Raw genomic sequence first — 19,392 nt, 5'->3', positions numbered from 1 at the left:
GTTTATTGTTTTGAAAAGATTAACTATTTGTTATAATTCAATTTTACTACTCCTTGTATGAATTACTATCCTACATCATGCTGTATAATACGTAGAGGATGATCCTTCATTCATAGGGTTAAATTGTTTTAAGGAGAATGAATTCGTATGAAGCCTCAATCCAATGCATATGAAGAAATAGATTTTGAACAATTCATTATCTTTATTAAAAGTCATAGCAAGCAAATTAGAGAAAATATTACGATATATATAAATCTTGATCCTGCTATAACTGAAGAAGAGCGGATAAAAGTTGGTACACTATTAGACTCATTTATACATTTTTTGTCTCATCCAGATATTGAAGAGATCAGCAATCATTACAAGGAGCATTTAGATACTTGGCTGCAATCACAAATAACTATATTGGATACACGGATATTCCATTTTTTTCACTTATTTTTTGAAAAATCGATCCTTACATTAATGGCGAATTTAAAACAACATAGCCGCAACATTCCCATTTTATTGTTTTTATTATCCATTTTTTCTCACCTTCTCTATAGCTATAACAAATGGATGGATTCTGAAACAGAGAGTCCTGTTTCTAGAAATGCAGAGGAAAACGAGGAACTTAGAAGACTATATTTGCTAGATCAATTAAACCAGATCTTAATCAGTACTTCAGGTGTTAATAACCTTGCACATATTCTAAAAAAATGCGAGGATATCCTCCACTATAGAAGATGTGTATTTTACGCATATATTCCTTGGTCCAATCAGTTTTATGGGGTCATTGGATCTGAACTAACAAAGGTTCAGAGTATGAGAGGGCAGCTTAATAAACAGAATACCTTTTTTAATACTAGGGGACCTATATTTCTAAAAAATCCTCATAATTTTGTAAGTGAGGAACATATCAAACTGTTCAATCTCTCTTCCGTTATTTTTGTTCCCGTATTTAATCAGCAGCAATTATTAGGCTGGCTAACATTTGATCAGTTAGGGGAAGAATTTGATTGTTCGAAAGAAGAGTTAGTCTTACTCGAACAAGCCGGAAAACGGATTGGACTATACCTTGCAAGAAATAACGATGAGGTAAGCAGAGTAGCAGAGATTCGATTGACTGAACGAGAAACAATGATCCTAGACCTGCTTACCGAAGGATATGACAACAAAAAAATGGGAGAATTACTGCATTTGAGTGAACATACCGTCAGAGACTATATTAGCAGCCTTATGACAAAACTAAATGCCAAAAACCGCACTCAAGTCGTCGCCTCCGCATTCCGTCTCGGCCTGATCGAATAAATCATTCTGCACACTCCTCCTGAGGATGAAAAAGCAACAAAAAGAGCCAGACTCTGTTTAAGTCTGGCTCTTCCGTATGTTATCCTTTCAATTTGACATTCATATTAAACGTTCATAAAATCAGATTAACTAAAATAGCTATTTTAGCTAATTCGTGGAGGGTGTCGATATGATTATTAACTCAACAGAATACAAAATAATTTTGGTAAGTACTTAATGCATGCGGCACAAGAGGTTATTATTATTACACGAAACGGAACGGAACGGAAATCGCGAAGCTGACCTCAGTTAAAGATGCATCGGCAACGAATATTCCTACTATAAAAGAGCAAGTGCGTGAAAAAGCCACAGAATATAGCACTGATGGGAAAAAGGCAACTTTAGAGGAGTTTCTTCATCGTGCCTCTAATTGATTTTTCTCAATAGCAATCGTTTATAAAAGCTCATTAGATACACTCATATTTCCGATGATTCATTCTGTTCGTTTGCCTCACTAATTACCTTCTCTGCTATTGGAAGGATATAAGCTACATTGTTATCAGTAATCTTTACATTCACACTTGCTGCATTTGGTTCTACTACTATATCTGCTTCCGATACATTGTTGATTTCTATTTTCTCTTCCTTATAATTTATATCCAATTGCTCAAGAGTAGGGAGTTTTGTCATGTCTATTTCATTTGAAATCACTATAATTAATTCATCTGAATTAGAAATTTCCCCATCATTATTAACATCCTTGTATGTCATCCCAGTTGCCTGAAGTGTCATGGTTTTAGCTGCTCGTTCTGCTTCTGCACGCTCGGCTTTTACTCTTTCTTCTGCTGCTCTTTTCTTCTCTGCTTCTTCCTTTTTCTTTTGAATAGCAAGAGCCTCCGCTGCCTTTTCATCCATTATCTGCTTATAGACAAGTCCGCCTGTTCCTCCAAGAATGACCAAGCTGATCAAAATGATCAAACTGGATATCACCGTTTTTTTGTTTTTATAAATATATTTACCTAAAGCGCTAAGCTGCTGAAATTTAACCTCCTCCATTGCCTTTTTGATTATTGGATGAATAGCTTCCCATCTTTTTTCGACTCTTTTATCACCAAAAATCACCTTTGCATGCGTGTTCAAATAACGCTGGACAGAATTTTTGAAAGCAGGATCACTTACCTGGAAACCTCCCCACATTCTGATAAAACGCTGTAAAAAGACTCTCATTTCTTCCATGCCGCCATTTGAATCTACAAATGAAAACATTTCATCATAGTGATAGATAGTATCTTTTCTGTGGCCTTTGTTATAAAAACATAAAGCAATCCTTTCCGTTTGCTCTTCTAAATGGCTCGTTGGTATTAACTTTATAACGATTGCTTGAAGTTTGTCGAAATGGGAGTACTGAAAATAACGTTCTGGATTAGAGAGATACCTTTTCTCCATAATGTCATGAACTATATTAATAAGTTCGATCTTTTGCTTAATCTCAGCATTCATAAATTCCCTTGGGATATTATTGACTATGACAGCAGCTTGGTCAAATTCCTCTGGACTTAGTAATTCCATCTTTAAGCTGCCCATCACTTCTAAAGACAGATCAGTTATCATATTCTTTTTAAACCACTGAATTCTATCTGCTAGACTTCTGGTTCCACTTAAATGTTTCTGCACCTCTTGAAAGGCTCTTAATTGATTGCTTTCCTTTTGAAAAACTAAGACAAGCCTTTCTTTAGACAGACCATTAATTACTTGGTTATCAAATACCTCTGGATGCTGATCCAGCCAAAATTTAATTTCTCCTGTTACCTCTTTTAATGTTGCCATGCGATTCAATCGCATTTTCACATAAGCTTCTAGTATAACTGGCACTAATTTTTGGTTTTTCAAGATGGCAGCATTCACATTTTTAAATAGCAGAGGGTATCCCTTTATATGTTTATAAACTTGATTTAAATAATTTGAATCATTTGCTCCATAGTATAATGCCAAAATTAAATACTGATTGATTTTACCAAGATCTTTTTGAGCAAATAAGGAGGCTATCTGTAAAATCTCGACGATTGTTTCGTCTTCAGGCAATGCATTCCTAGAGATTTTTGCAGCATCATCATTTACTAGATTCACTAAAACATGATATAACTCTGTTTTTTGCGTGATATTATCACTCGTTAAAAATGAACGAAAACTTTTATATAGGGATGACTGCTTATTGTTTAAATGGTTATAGGTTCCTTCTTTAATAGAATAAAAGGCGACTAAATCATTATAAGACTGGAGTGAAGGGCTTTTATGATCACATAATGATGTTTTCGCAAACGTATAAAAATCTGCTAGCTTTGAAGGAGTTTGCTGTAAATTTCTATATACAAACTCAATGAAAGGATGATGATTTATATTTTCGTTCGCATTGATAAAATGATTAAAAGCAAAGTCAAAAACGTAGTCCTTGCTTATTAAACTGTCATTTGGACGAATGCTTCCCTTTTCAACAAACATGAGGTTAATATTCTTTTTACTTTGGGGTTCGGCAGCATAGGAAATAAACCCAAAATATTTCCTTAGTTCATGTGGAATACATTGGAATAAATAATAAGTTAAATCAAAAGCAGATTCAGTTGCCGAAATGATATCTCTAGGTAAGGACACATACACTTTTTTCTTCGTTGTTAATGAAGAAAGCAGCGCAAATACCAACTGCATAAATTGATCAGACGAAATATGACTATCGTTCAAAACAGCCTTCAACGGTTTGAAATCCCCATTTACAAAAGGCAAATGATCTAACTCTTCCAACTGGCTCCCGTTTGTAAGTTCATAGCCTGTACGGAAAGGAAGACTCCCAAAAACTGTATCGGCGGAATAAAGATACTCCTTTGCTCTTTCTTTAGGGACAATCATATTATGGGAAAAGAAGGTTTCCCTCTCTCCTGTATAGTCCGATTCTTTATATACACTTTGTCCAAAAATCAATTCCCCTGTTTCAGTAACCATAATAAGCTTTGATTTTGGATACTTTCCTTCATCTCTTTCCCCGCTATTTAAAAGTTCTTTAGGAGGATAATAAGAACTGAGAGGGTGAATCACCTTTTTAATAAAATTGTTTTCGAGCCCTTTCGATTTAGCAATCGTATCGTATCCAGGAGTGGTCGTAAAGATTCCTTCCCTCTCCCTTGTGTACATATGCTGCTGAATTTGTACCATCGCCTAGTATTCCTTTCCTTCAATATAGCCTAGCTGGTTCAATAGCCATATGACTGGTTCATCGACACGAATCGGATTTACTACTCCAGATATTTCCTTATTTACTGGATTCGTACCTAGTGCTGATACAGCAAAAAAGGCTGTGTTTGTGAAGTAAACATCTAAAGCATCTTTAAATGGGCGATCAATCTTCTCGATAAGCCTTCTAACTTCTCCATTAATATTCTCAAACTCTATTAAATTTAACGCGCCTGTATGTACATAGTTATTAAACAAATTACTGTTCGGCTGAATATAGGCACCATCTTCTTCAGCAAGTGTGGTTAATAAATCACTCTTTGTAATAATAACAGCTGTCGGAATAGCCGTTTTTCCTTTATCCTGATGACCAATAAAATTCTCAAACAAATTTAGAATCACATCTCGTGGCTCAGCATATCGCTCAGATAAATCTCCACGATTGTCTAAATGAATGAGCATTCGTTCCCGGATCGACTTAATCTGCAATGGATCAACAAGGAATAAAATCCCTGCTGAATTTTTAATGTGGGAGGCAAAGATAGATAGAAAATCCTGATCAACCATTCCTTCACCTGGAACATCAAAAAAGACTAAAGTGAGCGGTGCCTGCTTTTCATTTTTAAAGATTAATTGAAAAATATAGGGCTCCTGCAGCTCTAATCTCGTAGATTGCAGCATTCTGCCATTTTCAAAAATTGGATCTTCATATTTTTCTTTGAATTTACGGCTGACATCTGCATTTAATGGCATACAGGCTGCATTAAAATTATAAGCAGTCGTATTTTGAAGGGTATGAATTAAGGAAGTCATGTATACTGATTTACCTACCGAGGATGCTCCTACAATCGAAATAATATTGCTTGGCACCTTACCAGCATTAATAGGCAGTTCATTATGGCAGCTAGGGCAAAGGCGCTTTCTCGTAACTATCCCATGTGAATCTGTAATGGCAACGAGTACACCGTCGGCATACATTTTATCATCATCATGAATGTATTTTGGATGGAGCACCGCTTCCATCTCTGGTACAGAGTCCATCCCAAATTTTGCCCGATATTTATTCAGCTCTTCATCTTCCTGAAGTGCATAATTTTCATCATCTTCCAGATGATGCGCAGCCCGGAATACTACATCTTCTGGCTGATATTTTTCGAAGCAATAAGGACAGACGATATCATAAAATGGCGGCTTTACTTTGACTTCTTCTTTCTTAAACAAGTTCTTAAACATGCTGATCATCATACATCCTCCTATTCTGGAATGAGTTCATATAAATCACCATACTGTTTTCCATCAGTAAAAAAGAGACGAATATAGTCATCCTTATTTACTTGAATTTCCGGCAGAGAGGTTTGACCTGGCTGAAAGTCATTTACAAAATGATAAATGGACCCATCGATTGTACTTGTAGGATGACTATCCTTTTTTTTGACGTAGCATAAGGTTTCTTTTGGTATGAATATTTCAGATTTAATGGTGATTTTCACCGTCTTTTTGGGGCTGAACCATCCCTTTTTATACTTTATCGAATAATAAATCTTCGCTTTCTGTGCTTTAATGGTTATTTCATTGTGCTGATTATCCTGATTAAGAATAACTATATTCCCATCTTCATGAATGGCCGGGTAGATTTTATAAACAATTTTCCCTATAGAGTCAACAGTATCCTTGTAACCAGCATTTGATTTATATTCTTCTCTTGTATAGAGCTTCATAGGAATAGAGCTTTCCTCACCAAAGGAAAGCCCCTCCTCTTCTGCTGATTTACAAATATAAACAAATTCTATATTCTTTGGCCATTGCCAAGAAAGGATGACGGCATGATCTTGCATTCTTATCTTTGGATCTTTAATCCACTGATTGGACTCTGCATAACTCCAATTCATGTTTAAAACTCCTTAATAAAAAGTTTTGCTTGTATTTTTCTTATCAGATTCAGCAAATGTTTTTCGGTTATACAAACTAACATTCGTCCTGTTCGTTCCATTTTCAGCATTGTACATTCTATACGGGACGACAGCTGAGAACAAACTTACTATAACTGCAAGGATGATATCACTCCAAAGCCTAATATAAAATCCCTTTAAGAAAAGACTTCCGAATCCCCATTCTAAAATCAAACCCGCAATTATTCCTGCTGTTAAACCGCCAATAGCAAAGCTTTGTGCTAAGAAACGGTTATCAAACATCATCCCGAGCGCTAAACCTAATCCCCCTCCAATTAAAGAAATAAATAGGATTCTAAGGAATTTATATAGAAGCATGTATTGGGCAGAACCTTGACGTTCACCAATTAAGAGCCTATCTTGTGTATCCTTTTGGATATCCTGAAAAGCGCTGGAAAGCTTACTCGCATCATCGACGCTATAATAAGCCCCCCCTGTTCGTTCCGAAATATCACTTAATAGATCTGCACCTTCATTTTGTTTCTGGCTTAAGCCAACTGTGTTAATGACAATCTGTTTATCTTGGTATGGTTTTACAGAACGAGAGACATTCATTTCACTAAACCCATCTGATAAAAGAACAGCCATTGTCAGTCTGTCATCATTTACACGGTTAAGATATTCCATTGCATCAGAAAGAGCGAGTCCGATATCTGTTCCGCCTTGAAAACGGATTGAGCTTTCAAATTCATCTCCAGCCTGTTTTTTCTCATTATTATTTTTCAAAAAAGTAAATGATTGAAGCATCTTTGTTTGATCATTAAAGACTAAAAGTGCACTTCTCTGATTCCCATCTACTTTCATTAAAAACTCTTTAACAGCAGCAATTGTTTTATTTTCCGGATCCGTTTCTAGCATACTTTCAGAAATATCCACGATTAGAATAATATCTTCAGGGGACTTCGTATCCAATGCATCTAATTCATAGATAAATTGAAACAGGCAGCCTGCAATAAATGGGAGAATCACCATAACTGGGACAAGCAATTTCAATGAAAAAGACGCATAGGATGAAGCCCAGCGTAAACCATTTAATCTAGGATTCAATTTTTCTGCAATGAATGCCAGTAAGCCAATCCATAGTCCTAACTGACCGAAATATAGCCCTACTAAAATGCTATTAGGAAGCTCCCCTTTATATTCGGAAAGTAAAGCCTCTCCAGTAAATGCACCAATTACTCCTCCAATAGCCGTTAAAATAAAGAGAAGAAAATTAAAATTCCTTACCTTCATCAAGTGACCCCTTTCAATCAAGTTGATATGGAATTCGGTTCAGGGTGGAACTCATATCCACTTTCTTGATACTTTTCATAATATCGAATCGTGTTTTGATAAAATCTCAAGTCCTCGATAGCAAACCCACCCATTAAACTCAGCTTTTCAATCCCGCTTGCTCTATTCTCATGTATACAGCCGAGGCGGTAAGGGCGATTATCCTTGTCTATTCCTAAAACATATTGAATAAAGCTGCTCTGAAAATCACCAAGGTAATACTTCTCTTCATACTTATGTTTCTGTGTATACTCTAATAAATGAATATGGCATGCGGAATCCTTTTCTAGCAGCTGGTATAGTTCATTAAATAGCTCTTCCTTTGTCATAACCTGCGGATCACCATAATCAACCATTACATTTCCCCTTGCTAATATTTCCTGTTCGAACGTTTGATCTAGCTTTCCTGATTCGAATATGAGCCTTTGGCACATTTCTGTTACTCGATTCGCAAACTGCCCCTGGTTAAGAAGGAGGGAATAGTTTGCCAAATTCTTTTCTTCAAAGTAAAATTCTGTTGAGCGTCTTTCCTCTAAATCTTGAAGAATGGATTTAACCATCCTCTCATAATACTCAGGAATATTTTGGTTAATCTTATTTTGATAACCTGAAGTCACTTCAGCCTTCATGCGGTACAAATTTGTTTCCAAGCTATTTAGAACTTCAATTTGTCCTTTATACTCTTCATGACATTCTTCTAGAATCAAAATATAGTAATTGACCAGCTCAAGCTTTGCGTTTACTAGTACACTTTTACACTTAAGCTGGTAGATTCTATTAAGTAAATGAGAGATGAAATTCCTTGTTGTCCGCTTCTTGGAAAAAGGTGTTTTTCGGAAATTCTGCTGACCTCCGTATTCACTGTAAATAGCGTTTAACTCTTCTTCAAATAACTCAAATTGATGGGCATACTCAGAACGAAGCCGGAGCAGATATTGGACAAATGGTTCATCCGTCCATCGAAAAGCGCAATAAGCTCCATAAGTAGAGTTTTCTTCCACTCGCTTTTGAAGCAGCTTTTTTAGCGGTCGTTTTGAATAGTATCTCTTCATATTTTCAGAAAATGGGTTCAGCAGATTTTCTTGAAAAAACACTTTAGCTGAGTTCCCAAACAATAATTCTTCTGCTTCTCTTAAGGTTTGATTTTCCAACTGATGATACATATAATCAGAAGGCATTAAACCAAGCATCTCTTCTATTATTTCCATAGGAGGAAAAAAAGAAGAGACTCTATTATGAATAGAGGCGTTATCTAATTCAAGTAATTTAATTACTTTTTGATGCTCTATATTACTGGCACGATCACCGATAACAGCTTTTAAATATGTATAAAAATAATATAGGACATTAATAACAATCGCTTCATTTGGACGGCAGACTTTTGAAAATCCAGCAGTAACAAATGCAGGTATCCGTTCATCATTTTGAATATTTTTCGAGAAATGGACATTATTGTACATTTCATTTCCGGGAAAATGTTCATTTTCATTTACCTTTTTATTTTTAATTAGGTTAATCGCAGAAATAATTTCTGCAATCTTGCCTATGCTATTTTCTGTAAACATCCCACGTTCGTCTTTATCACTTAGCAGATACACAAGGTCAAATAGTGGTCCCTTTCTAGTAACAGGGATTCGAATCCTATCTTTAGTAACAAGAATCTCTTTTGAAAAGGAATATTGCTGTTCTTGCATATTCTTTAATTCCCGAAGAAAACTCAAGCCTAGCACCGAGGTGCCTTCGTCTGCTGTTCTTTCTTCCAGTAAACAGAAAGCATCTAGGTAGGTCATCGTGAATAAATCCCTTAAGGAGTGTTCAAGTAAAATAGTTAACTCAGATAAAATAACTGTAAGTGGATCATTTATCTCAGTAATAACAGAGATATTAATCTTTTGAAAGGAAGCAAATTTATTCCCTAGTTCTGCAAAACGGACATTTAATTGGCGCAAAAGCTGGTTATAATCAACCAGCTTTTGCTCATCTTGATAAAAGGCTTCATATAATGAAGGCCTACTTCTTTTTCCTGTTGCATCATTTTCAGAAGCTTTAAATGAAATAACATTTGCTTCTGTCCATGTTTCTTTCAAATAGACGTGAAAATACAAAATTCCGTCATGGTTAGCCCACTTTTTTTGATTTAGTTCATAGACAGCCTTTAGAGCAGGCAGAGACTGATCACCAATAAATAGGTAAATGATTGGATTACTGATCAGCCGTCTCCCCTCTTTACCAAGATGGCTGTTTTCAGCCTTTAGAATATAATCTTCGATGATTTTTTCTAATAACTTTTGCATTCCATTTTGGCCCCTTAAAGGTTTATCTAATCACCTTAATTAGACTATTTACCTTTTCAAGAATTTGTTTATAAAATGTATACAATTCTTCTCCGTTGACGAATTCTTTTCGATCATATTCTAATGTCGATTTAGCTTCCAAGGCTGCATCACTTAATGCTTCTAATCTACTTGTTAATACCCCGGTATCATCACTCATCGACAAATTCGTATTTCTTCGATCCGCTTTCTTATCAATAATCACTTTGCGCTTTTCATTTAGCGAACGGTAGACTTGGTAAAGCTCAAATTCAATAAACTTATTGACCTTCGTTAAGTTAAGGAAAGGCTCCCAGCTCTCTTCTTCTACATCGTGATCATAGACATAAACAGCACCTTTTTTCGTAATGGTGCCTGTATATAAAACTTCAATAAACTTCTCGATATTCACAGCTTCATCCTGAAACGATTTAAGTGAAGCTTCGAGTTCATACAATACTTCCTGAATCGATTCATATTTTAGAACTTCTTCTTTAACATAATGGATGAGGTTTGGTGTACGAATAAAATTTTCAATCGCCAAATTTTTATTACTGCTGCCAAAAATATCTCTCTTGGAAACAACAGGAAGCTGCTCTGTTAAAAGCCTGCGAAGTTCACCGATACACTTTTTCACTTCACCTAAATTAGGTTTATCTGAATGATGTTCCATTTGGTAACGGTTTAGAATTTCCGAAAGATTAAATTCTCCAGAAAGAATGACTTCAAATTTATTATTTGTATTGGCATACTCGCCCTTATCCTTGATTACACCGAATTCTATTGCTTTAGCAAATAATTCTCTTATACGGCGGTTGTAATCTTTAAGTCTAGCATTTTCATAAATGTCTCCCCATGACATTTCTGGAATAGGCGATGGAAGGTATGCCCAATTATCTTTTTCCGATTGAGAAAGGTGGCGGCCTACCCCTTCTTGTTCGAATATCGTGCGTTCATAGCTTTGTTCATAACTAGTAAGAGGTGTATAGACAAATAATGGTATACCATTTTTCGTGTTCAACCAGAAAATCCGGTTCTTTACCTCACTTTCCTTGACTGTGAAGCGAGCACCACTTACTGATGTTCTCTGGAAATCCTTTATTCCCTTTAAAATATTTGGTGCTTTATGAGGGACCGAGACAAACCCCCAAGAAGGAAACACAAGATTCCCTACACTGTTGTTTAAATGAAAAACAGGAACAGCTTCATCATTAAGCAATTTTGCAATTTTTCGTTCGATAATATGTTCAATCGATTCTTCTTCTCCGTATTTCATCACGAGAAAATCTTCCATCGATTTCGTAATTAAATCACCAAACTTTTCAGAGAGGAATTCAGAAATCGAACTGACAATATCTAAATCCTGTTCTTTTACCCAACGATTTGATTGATCTAGCAGATCTTTTGTAAAATCTGCAATCATATCATTTCCATCTTTTGTTTCCATAATTTCGGTTATTTTTTCAGCCATGTCAGGAATACTTACTACATTCCAATAATAGGTTTTGTTCCCAATCCCATCCTGAGTTTCTTCGCCACGAATTAAGATATCCCCATTTTTTTCAAAAATCGCATTTAATGTATTTAATATCTCCGTTACAACAGCGTACATTTTATTATTTTCTTCATTAATCATCGTGTGGACATCCTGATAAAAATCAATCATATGCTCCATGCACTCTTTATCTGCACGAAGGTGATATTCATCAATTTTAGTCGATATGTAGGCGTTTTTCTTTTTATCCTTTGAAAATAGCGCACTTTTTGCATCGGCAAGTCTTTCTGCTCCATGCTGGGCCATATCGTTTATTTCCATTGGTTTTCGATATACCTGTTCTTGCAAAAATTCAATATAGGACTTTATTAAATTTAATAAACTATTTCCTTTAGCTGTGAAAATTAAGCGGGAAACAAAAAATGGACCCTGCTCTGGATTTAAAAATAAACGTTTAATTTGTTCCTTAAAATTTTCAAGCAGCTCTGCAGGATATTGCTTTTTCAACTTAATATAGTTTTCCCTTGCCTTTGAAAGATACCCTTGATCAAGTTCTTGATCTAAACTGATTGTTTGCTGCTTAATTACATTGCTAAAGTTTAAGCGGTCGCTATTTTCATAGCCCGGAATCGGTTCAGGAACAAGTGAATTGAACTTTCTATGTACAGAATCAATATCAAGCCCCATCCTATTCGCAAACGTCTCAACTTCCTCTTGAGTAGGTGAAGCAGGAAACATTTTTTCCATCTTTTTAAATACTTTAAACGCTAAGTAGGTAGTCATTTCTTCAACAGGCAAAATCGCAGATGATGCCCCAAGAATGTTGTAGGAATAGTTTGCTGCATATGCTTTATGCATCTGCTTGATATTCGTGCCAATATTGCTGATATAATCGTGAATGGCAAATTCTTCTCCCGACTGCTTATCTTCATTTGCCATAAAGTTTGTAATATTTTCAGCTGTTACATTCATTGTGTAGTCATATGCATTTTCCAGCAGTTTTCCGTCGAGATTCGTCGCAGAAATGAGATGACACAGATTATATGGCGGCATTGGTGAATTAACAGTCAGGATATTTCCATACTGCTGTTTAAAACGCTCATTCCGCTCATCCACATTCATCCAATAATCAAGCTCTTTTAAAGCTGCAAACCCATTTTTCTTGATGTATTCACTTGTGTGCGTATTTAAGCTTTTATTAGATAAATTGACATCTGGTGTAAATAAGTACCCGAGAATACTCACTTTATCAACACCTGCTGAGCCGTGTTCCTTCTCCATAATGCCGCGAATAATATAGGAAATATCTAGGAAGCATCCAGAACCTGTACCCCCAGAGATACCCGTTAAGATGAACACGGACAACCGTTTATTTGTCCCTTCAGATAATACCTTTATTTTCTTTTCGATTGTTTGCACGACTTGATTAATTTTTGTGAATAATAATAATCGTCCCGCCTGTCTAACCCCTGATGCCCCACTAATTCCATCTGTAATCAAAAGCTCTGGTGAAAGCCAATCTGTAATATACGGAGGAAGTGTGCTCCGATTTTGCAATAGACTTCCAATTTCAGGATTAGAGAGAAGGACAAATTCGGTTACAGGGTCAAGTCCAATTCCTTTATATTTTTTAAACCGATCCTGTTCATTCGTTTCAAAAGCAAGGTACTCAATGTTATTTGGCTTCTCCTTTTTCTTTTTGGAGATTGGATCAGCCGGAAGCTTAAACCTTCTATTCACTTGGTATTTTAAACGGAGAAGAGCATCTATCCCCGTGCCGCCAAGGCCAATGACAAGCATTGGATTATCGATCGTATCCACACGGATTTTTTCACTTACGATTCCACCGCCCAAAGATACGTCTAACTGCTGGATATGCTCTCTAACTGTTGCTTTCATGCCGTATACCCCCTATATGAGATAATCAAGAGAAATCGATTTGTTCACTTTATTCAGTTTAGCTTTCAGCCTATCATTCTTCTTAATCGTTATTCCTTTTGATGCATCTACTGCCCGGCCAGCTTTTTCGATGATCACTTCCCCTTTATTAAATAGAGTGAGCGTGTCATTTTTGCCTGGCACAAGAATGACCGATTCAGTTTCTATCAATTCTGGTGCAAGCTGGAGAAGCTGGTGAAGTTTAATCTTCCCTTTAAATGTATTTAATTTACGATATTGTGGTGTTGTTTTCTCTCCTGTATCTTCATCTCGAATTTCAACAACAATCTGGTCGATAAACCCTTTATTTGCTTTTTTTATAAAAGAAAGAATATAGAATGCAAGCGCTGCTAAGAAGATTAAGCCTATTCCAATCATTACGTACAATAACCATGGGAAATCCTTTTTATTTTCCACTTTTTCAGGTGCAGCAGAAGCAGCAGCAGCCATTACACTGGCATCGATGATAATCGGATCTGTTTCACGGTAAAAACTATTATCTTCAGCTACAACTTTTAATTCATATTTTTTATCCTCTGGAATGGTAAATTCTCCATGAAAGCTTTTTCCATCATTAGTAAGAGAAAGCTCGCTTATCGTATTCGATGCTGTATCGCTAACAATCAGTTTTGCGTTCATCGATTGATACAATTCAGGACTATTCACCTTCTGTCCATTTGATTCAAGAAATGACAGAATTTCTATCATGTCACCCTTTTTATAGTTCGATGTCGCAGGCTCCTCTAGACGAAGCCCTAAATCATAATTAAAAACCATATTGATATCAATTTTATCTTTTTGTACGCCTTTAATTTGTACCTTCCAGTTCCCAGACTCTGGTTTAATTAATTTAATTAGTGAATAGGCTTTTGACTTTGAATAGTAAACATCAATTGATGGGATTTCTACTTCCTTTCCATCTGGTGAAAATAATTTTGCTTCAATCGGATTCCCAGATGTAATTGAAATGTTTGCTTCCATTACACTGTTGTTTGGAATCTCGATATTCACGTCTTGAAATTGGCCATTTCCTGTTAAATTTGTAATAGGTATTACTTTTAACTTGAGATGGTTTGCAAATATCTCACTCAATATTCTTGGAAGGTCATCTGCCGTTGTAGTAGTAAAAAATTTCCCGCCTGTTTCTCCAGACAGCTTTTCTAATATCATTTTATTTAAGGTTCCGTCTGCATTTAAACCAATTGTGTAGATAGGATATCCTTCTGACTTTGATTTCCTAATCGCTTCATCCAGTTCCTTGCCAGACAGCTCTTCTGTTCTATCCGAATTTGGATTTAAATAGTTATTGCCATCTGTTAATAAAATGATTAGAGGTGTATGGTCAGTTTCCTTGCCAGCATCAAGGATTTTAACCGCTTCACTGACACCAACGGCAATATCTGTATAAGCGCCAAGGGATAATGTATCTATGTATTTCTTAAAATCATTTTTATCAGCATCTGATCCAATCTTCATTAAGGCTTTTTCCCGAATAATTTGGTCTGTATAGGCGACCATTCCGACCTTATCCCCATTTTTTGAAAGCATGTCAATGAACATCTTCATTGCCTCATTACTGATTTTGTTTTTGTCACTGTCCTTCATAGAATTACTGACATCTACCACTAATACAGCATCCATCTTTTGAGCATCTGTGGATATATTCGCAGCAGCAGAATCAGTTAGAATAAGTGAATTTAATAATAATAGGCATAATAAGAAAAAAGCCGCATACTTATGCACCTTCACAGAAACATCCCCCTTAAAAAAATAAGCAATCCTCTCATATTCACCCGAAAAACAGCCATATATTGTAAACTAACCCTTTATTTATAGAAAAATCACCCTATTTTAAATATAATTAAATTATCGTATATTGTAAAGTTTTGAATATTTTTGTTAATATAGAAGGATTTTACATCCATTAAGGAGGAGGAGCTTTGATTCCATACTATTTGCCTTTACTTATCTTTATTTTTAGTTTTCTATGGAAATCGTTTCAGCTATACAAATACAAAACTACGATTATAAAACAGGAAAAGGTTGATGAGGTAATTTATGAATATATAAACAATAAGCAGGGAGGGAACTTATCACATGAGCAAAACTCCAGTCAAATTTAGCCATTTTACTCTTAATGAGAAATTGACAAACCAATTATATCTATGCAAAAGCTGCGGCGGATACACCCTGCTGCGTATGGAACATTGCAGTCACTGCTCACAAGCAAAGGGCTATCTTTCAATGGATCAATTTATCTCCAAAAAATACCGGCTTAAATTTCAGAGTGATGTTTTCCTATTATTGTTTCTCTTATTCATTGCTGCTCTCTTTACCTTTAATCCTATTTCAATAGCAATCATTGGGATAATTGGGGCTGCAGCGATTATCCTCTTCTGTATTTTTAAACTGCTCATCCGCAGCTCAGAAAAAAATTATCTCCTCATGAATCAAGCAACTGCTGATAGAGAAAAAATCAAGAGAGGGATTCATGTCAACAAAACATTTGCTGAGAAGAAAATACAAGATTACGCCTACCTTGAAGCCTATGAGATTTTAAGAATCATCGGTTTATTTTCGAATGATGACGACACTAAAAAACTAAAATTAACATGCTTAAATACATTTATTATTCGTAAAGATATGCAATTAGAAATGGATACAGTAGTTCCAACTATGTATAGTAAGGAATTTATTACGTACTTAGGTAATGCAGCAAAAGTCCAGCGGCATCTCGTCAATAAGAAGGTATTAGATTATGTCGTTACTTATGAAAATGAAATACAAGAACATTTTTCTAATGATATTTTTATCATCGTAGCGGGTGCAGCCTTAAGAATGAAACAATACTTTTTAATCTATGAAGAGTTTATTATGAAATATGCCGATGATTTGCCTAAAGAGCGAATCATTCGCTTATGCACGCTTCTGGATTCGATCAATTCTTATGAAATAGAAGAATCAAAAAAACGGGCACATCATTTATTGCACACAAAATTTAATCAGGAACCATTCGTAATGGCTCTTCATTAGGAAGGACTACGTAATGAAAAATACTGTAAGAATAAGAAACGGATTATTTCTTCTGTTTGTCATTTCGGCAGGACTTCTTGTATACAAAGCTTATCTTGGTTATGAAAAATTAACTGCAGCCAAAAAGGCAGAGCATTTTTATACGTCACAGCAATATGTAAAATCCGAAACCTTTTATAAAAATGCCATAAACAACCGTTCCATTCTATACAAAGAGAATGAAATCCAATCAACTTATACTATGCTTTCAAATAACAATAAAGAAGTTTCCGCTTTATTAGAAAAGGCAGATTCCTTATACAGGAATGAAAATTATTCTGGACTTATTAAAACTTATAAAAGCTATCTTGATCTACTAGAAAAGAAACAAAATGATCCTGTATTTTTGGATTACGACCAGCACTTTAATGTACAAAATGAATTTGATACCCTGCTTTCAAATACGAAAAAGAACTTATGTAAGCAAATGGATGCGAATGTAAATAATGAGATGTTTGAGAATGAATATTTCATTGCTATTTTAGGAGAATTGCCAAATGAGGTTTATGGGAGTGCAGATAAAAAAACAGAAGAACTAACGAGTCATTTTATTAATTATGATGAAAGGAAATATTCGTTATTAGAGAAATCACTCCGTTACAATCAGCTAAAAAAAACAATTAATCGCCAAATTTCTTCCTATCATAAAATTGGCTTAGAGGACTTTTGGCTTAAAGAAACGCTCAAGAAGATTGAAAAGGCTCATGAATTAAAAATGGCTGCTTTAGAGGAAGAACGCAAAAGGAAAGAGGAAGAATTAAAGAAAGCAATGGAAGCGGAAAAAGCAAAAGACCCTGCCTTTCAAGAAGAAATAATGACCGTAGTCAATGAGTACGCGATCGGATGGATGTCTGCCTATAATCAATTGGATACTTCCTATTTTGTTCATATTACACCCGAACTATTGAATTTCTTTCATGATCGATTTGAGGAGATCAGGCTTAATCAGACAATTTTCACGGGAGAACTTTTATACACTGAATTCGACTTAGATAGTTTTAAATATAGGATGGATGATGAAGAAGAAAGTGTTGAGCTACATGTTGTTTTAACAATGAATTCGGCTTCCTATGCTGAAGGTGAAAATTACGAAATGAAAGAAACCGCCAATCCATGGTATTACAAGCTAATCCATACGAATGATGGCTGGAAGCTAAGCGAACGCAAGGAACTTGTCCATTTCAATTACTCAAATACCAGAATTTATGAATTTGCATATTAGGGACAGGGGGACAGGTTCCTTGTCCCAAAAGTCATCGTATAAAAAAGGCAGAATTTTCAAAAGGACAAAAACGAATATCTATACGGTTCATATGATACAACAGGTTCGAAGAATATTTGAGGAAGGATGAGGCTTGACATATGTATTATATTCCATCACCTTATTACCCTGTTTATATGCCCTATAGGGATTTAAAGAGCGAAACATTAAATGTCGTTACACCATTTGTTGAGTATGGTTTAAAAGAAGCAGCATTTACATCATATTCTCATGCAATGACTGAAGTAGCAGCCATCGCCTATTTGATTGGAAAAGGATATAATCCGCAAACAGCTTATCAAATGGTTGAATCATGGGAGGTGAATGAAAAGTTTTAATTGGTGCACTTTTCATTCATAAAAATCAGATCGTCTAAACTTTGATTACTCTTCCAATGCCACAAGATATAACACTGATAAGGAGTACGAGGGGTTTCTCCTTCGTACTCCAACAAACATATGGAACCGTGTCGGCGGTTCCATATGTTCATTTGTTTTTCTTTTACCACTGAGCAGTAGGACAAACTAACTAAACAATGAAAAGGATCACGGAAACTCTTTGAGAAGTACTTCTTAGTTTATTTCACCCGAAGTCTTTGCCCAACATAAATGGTATAGTTAGCATCAAGTCCATTCCAATCTTTAATCTGTTGAATCGTGCTGCCATATTTTTGAGCTAAAGAATATACCGTATCGCCTTGTACAACAATATGGTAAACAGCTGTTGCTTTCTTAGGAAGATTAAAGCTTTTCGCAATCCCATTTACATGACCACGCGCAATGCTTTCGATAAAAGAGCTTGTCTTTAATTTAGCTGCATCATTGGCGTTATCGATAAATCCATTTTCCGTTAAAATTGCTGGCATATTAGATTCACGGAGCATATGGAAATTCGCAGTCTTTTTGCCGCGGTCAGAAAAATTAACAAGCTTCATGACTTCTGAATGAATATTGTTCTGATAGGTAGTAGTTGGTGTTCCTACACCCGGATAAACATAGTCTTCATAACCTGTTCCCCCGCCAGCATTAATATGCACAGACAATAAAAAATCTGCTCCCCAAGCATTTGCTGCATTCGTTCGTTCCGATAAAGAAACGGTTTGATCACCTGTACGGCTCATTCTAATGGATACGTTGTCATATTCATTTAAAAGAATATCTCTAATTCTTGTAGAAATCTGCAGTGTAATGTTCTTTTCCTGAAGACCATTTCCAACTGCACCTGAATCTGTTCCCCCATGACCTGGATCGATAAATATTTTTGCCATTATTAATCACCTCATATTTTTATTTAAAAATCATAAAGCTTGTACAAAATAAACCACTTACAGACATTGTTTTTAATAAAGCTGTTTATTTAAGATTGTGCCGCTCAAGAATTTCTTTCTGAAGCTTTGCTTTCTTTGTTAAGGCATACGTATTTTTATAAACAGCATATAAATTGATCCCAAAAGCAATAGCTGCAGAAATCAAAACAACAAAAGCATTAATACTGTCCTGCGTAAACCATTCAAACGAAATCCCAATCGTTCCAAAGAAGAAAAAAAGGGCTGTCAAAAAGCCCCCGATCAATGTAGCAATATCTTTTTTCATTATCTAATCG

Annotated in this window: 13 protein-coding genes; 4 read left to right on the top strand and 9 right to left on the bottom strand. The window is 35.5% G+C overall.

From position 1 onward, the window contains the following. The first annotated feature begins 147 nt into the window (after positions 1–147). On the top strand, positions 148–1,290 hold the full coding sequence (locus tag AN957_RS05320; RefSeq protein WP_056682746.1) for a LuxR C-terminal-related transcriptional regulator: 1,143 nt from the start codon (positions 148–150) through the stop codon (positions 1,288–1,290). Positions 1,291–1,746: 456 nt separating this feature from the next. Here AN957_RS05320 and AN957_RS05315 read toward each other — a convergent pair whose 3' ends face one another. Genes AN957_RS05315 through AN957_RS05285 form a run of 7 tightly spaced genes read right to left on the bottom strand, consistent with a single transcriptional unit; the run spans position 1,747 to position 15,206 of the window. Beyond that, positions 1,747–4,473, bottom strand: a complete 2,727-nt coding sequence (locus AN957_RS05315) for a GAP1-N2 domain-containing protein (RefSeq protein WP_056682743.1) — start codon at positions 4,471–4,473, stop codon at positions 1,747–1,749. 3 nt (positions 4,474–4,476) lie between these two features. Continuing rightward, entirely contained in the window at positions 4,477–5,733 is a 1,257-nt protein-coding gene (locus AN957_RS05310; protein ID WP_053478938.1) for a TRAFAC clade GTPase domain-containing protein, read from the bottom strand. 11 nt (positions 5,734–5,744) lie between these two features. Continuing rightward, the gene (locus AN957_RS05305) at positions 5,745–6,380 is read right to left on the bottom strand and encodes a hypothetical protein (RefSeq protein ID WP_053478939.1); all 636 of its coding nucleotides are present in this window, start codon (positions 6,378–6,380) and stop codon (positions 5,745–5,747) included. 12 nt (positions 6,381–6,392) lie between these two features. Beyond that, positions 6,393–7,673: a vWA domain-containing protein gene (locus AN957_RS05300; RefSeq protein WP_053478940.1), complete on the bottom strand. Its 1,281-nt coding sequence runs from the start codon at positions 7,671–7,673 to the stop codon at positions 6,393–6,395. Positions 7,674–7,690: 17 nt separating this feature from the next. Continuing rightward, positions 7,691–10,006 carry a hypothetical protein gene (locus AN957_RS05295; RefSeq protein WP_053478941.1) on the bottom strand — a complete coding sequence of 772 codons (2,316 nt, stop codon included), beginning with the start codon at positions 10,004–10,006 and terminating at the stop codon, positions 7,691–7,693. 22 nt (positions 10,007–10,028) lie between these two features. Beyond that, on the bottom strand, positions 10,029–13,418 hold the full coding sequence (locus AN957_RS05290; RefSeq protein ID WP_053478942.1) for a tubulin-like doman-containing protein: 3,390 nt from the start codon (positions 13,416–13,418) through the stop codon (positions 10,029–10,031). A gap of 12 nt (positions 13,419–13,430) precedes the next feature. Beyond that, positions 13,431–15,206, bottom strand: a complete 1,776-nt coding sequence (locus AN957_RS05285; protein WP_056682740.1) for a vWA domain-containing protein — start codon at positions 15,204–15,206, stop codon at positions 13,431–13,433. A 348-nt stretch (positions 15,207–15,554) separates the two neighbouring features. On the opposite strand from AN957_RS05285, the gene AN957_RS05275 reads away from it, so the two are divergent. The 3 genes from AN957_RS05275 to AN957_RS05265 all read left to right on the top strand — a co-directional run bounded on the left by AN957_RS05275 (position 15,555) and on the right by AN957_RS05265 (position 18,128). After that, positions 15,555–16,490, top strand: a complete 936-nt coding sequence (locus AN957_RS05275) for a hypothetical protein (protein WP_053478945.1) — start codon at positions 15,555–15,557, stop codon at positions 16,488–16,490. Between the two features lie 13 nt (positions 16,491–16,503). Continuing rightward, positions 16,504–17,751 carry a hypothetical protein gene (locus AN957_RS05270; RefSeq protein WP_056682738.1) on the top strand — a complete coding sequence of 416 codons (1,248 nt, stop codon included), beginning with the start codon at positions 16,504–16,506 and terminating at the stop codon, positions 17,749–17,751. Between the two features lie 140 nt (positions 17,752–17,891). Continuing rightward, positions 17,892–18,128: a hypothetical protein gene (locus AN957_RS05265; protein WP_056682736.1), complete on the top strand. Its 237-nt coding sequence runs from the start codon at positions 17,892–17,894 to the stop codon at positions 18,126–18,128. A 239-nt stretch (positions 18,129–18,367) separates the two neighbouring features. Here the strand turns inward: AN957_RS05265 and AN957_RS05260 are convergent, their stop codons facing one another. Beyond that, the gene (locus tag AN957_RS05260; RefSeq protein ID WP_056682733.1) at positions 18,368–19,057 is read right to left on the bottom strand and encodes an N-acetylmuramoyl-L-alanine amidase family protein; all 690 of its coding nucleotides are present in this window, start codon (positions 19,055–19,057) and stop codon (positions 18,368–18,370) included. An 85-nt stretch (positions 19,058–19,142) separates the two neighbouring features. Then, positions 19,143–19,382: a phage holin gene (locus AN957_RS05255; RefSeq protein ID WP_056682730.1), complete on the bottom strand. Its 240-nt coding sequence runs from the start codon at positions 19,380–19,382 to the stop codon at positions 19,143–19,145. Positions 19,383–19,392: the final 10 nt, after the last annotated feature.

The sequence above is a fragment of the Cytobacillus solani genome, assembly GCF_001420595.1.
Lineage (GTDB): Bacteria > Bacillota > Bacilli > Bacillales > Cytobacillaceae > Cytobacillus > Cytobacillus solani.
The sequence above is the reverse complement of the archived record's forward strand: the minus strand, read 5'-3'. Positions and strand labels throughout refer to the sequence as shown.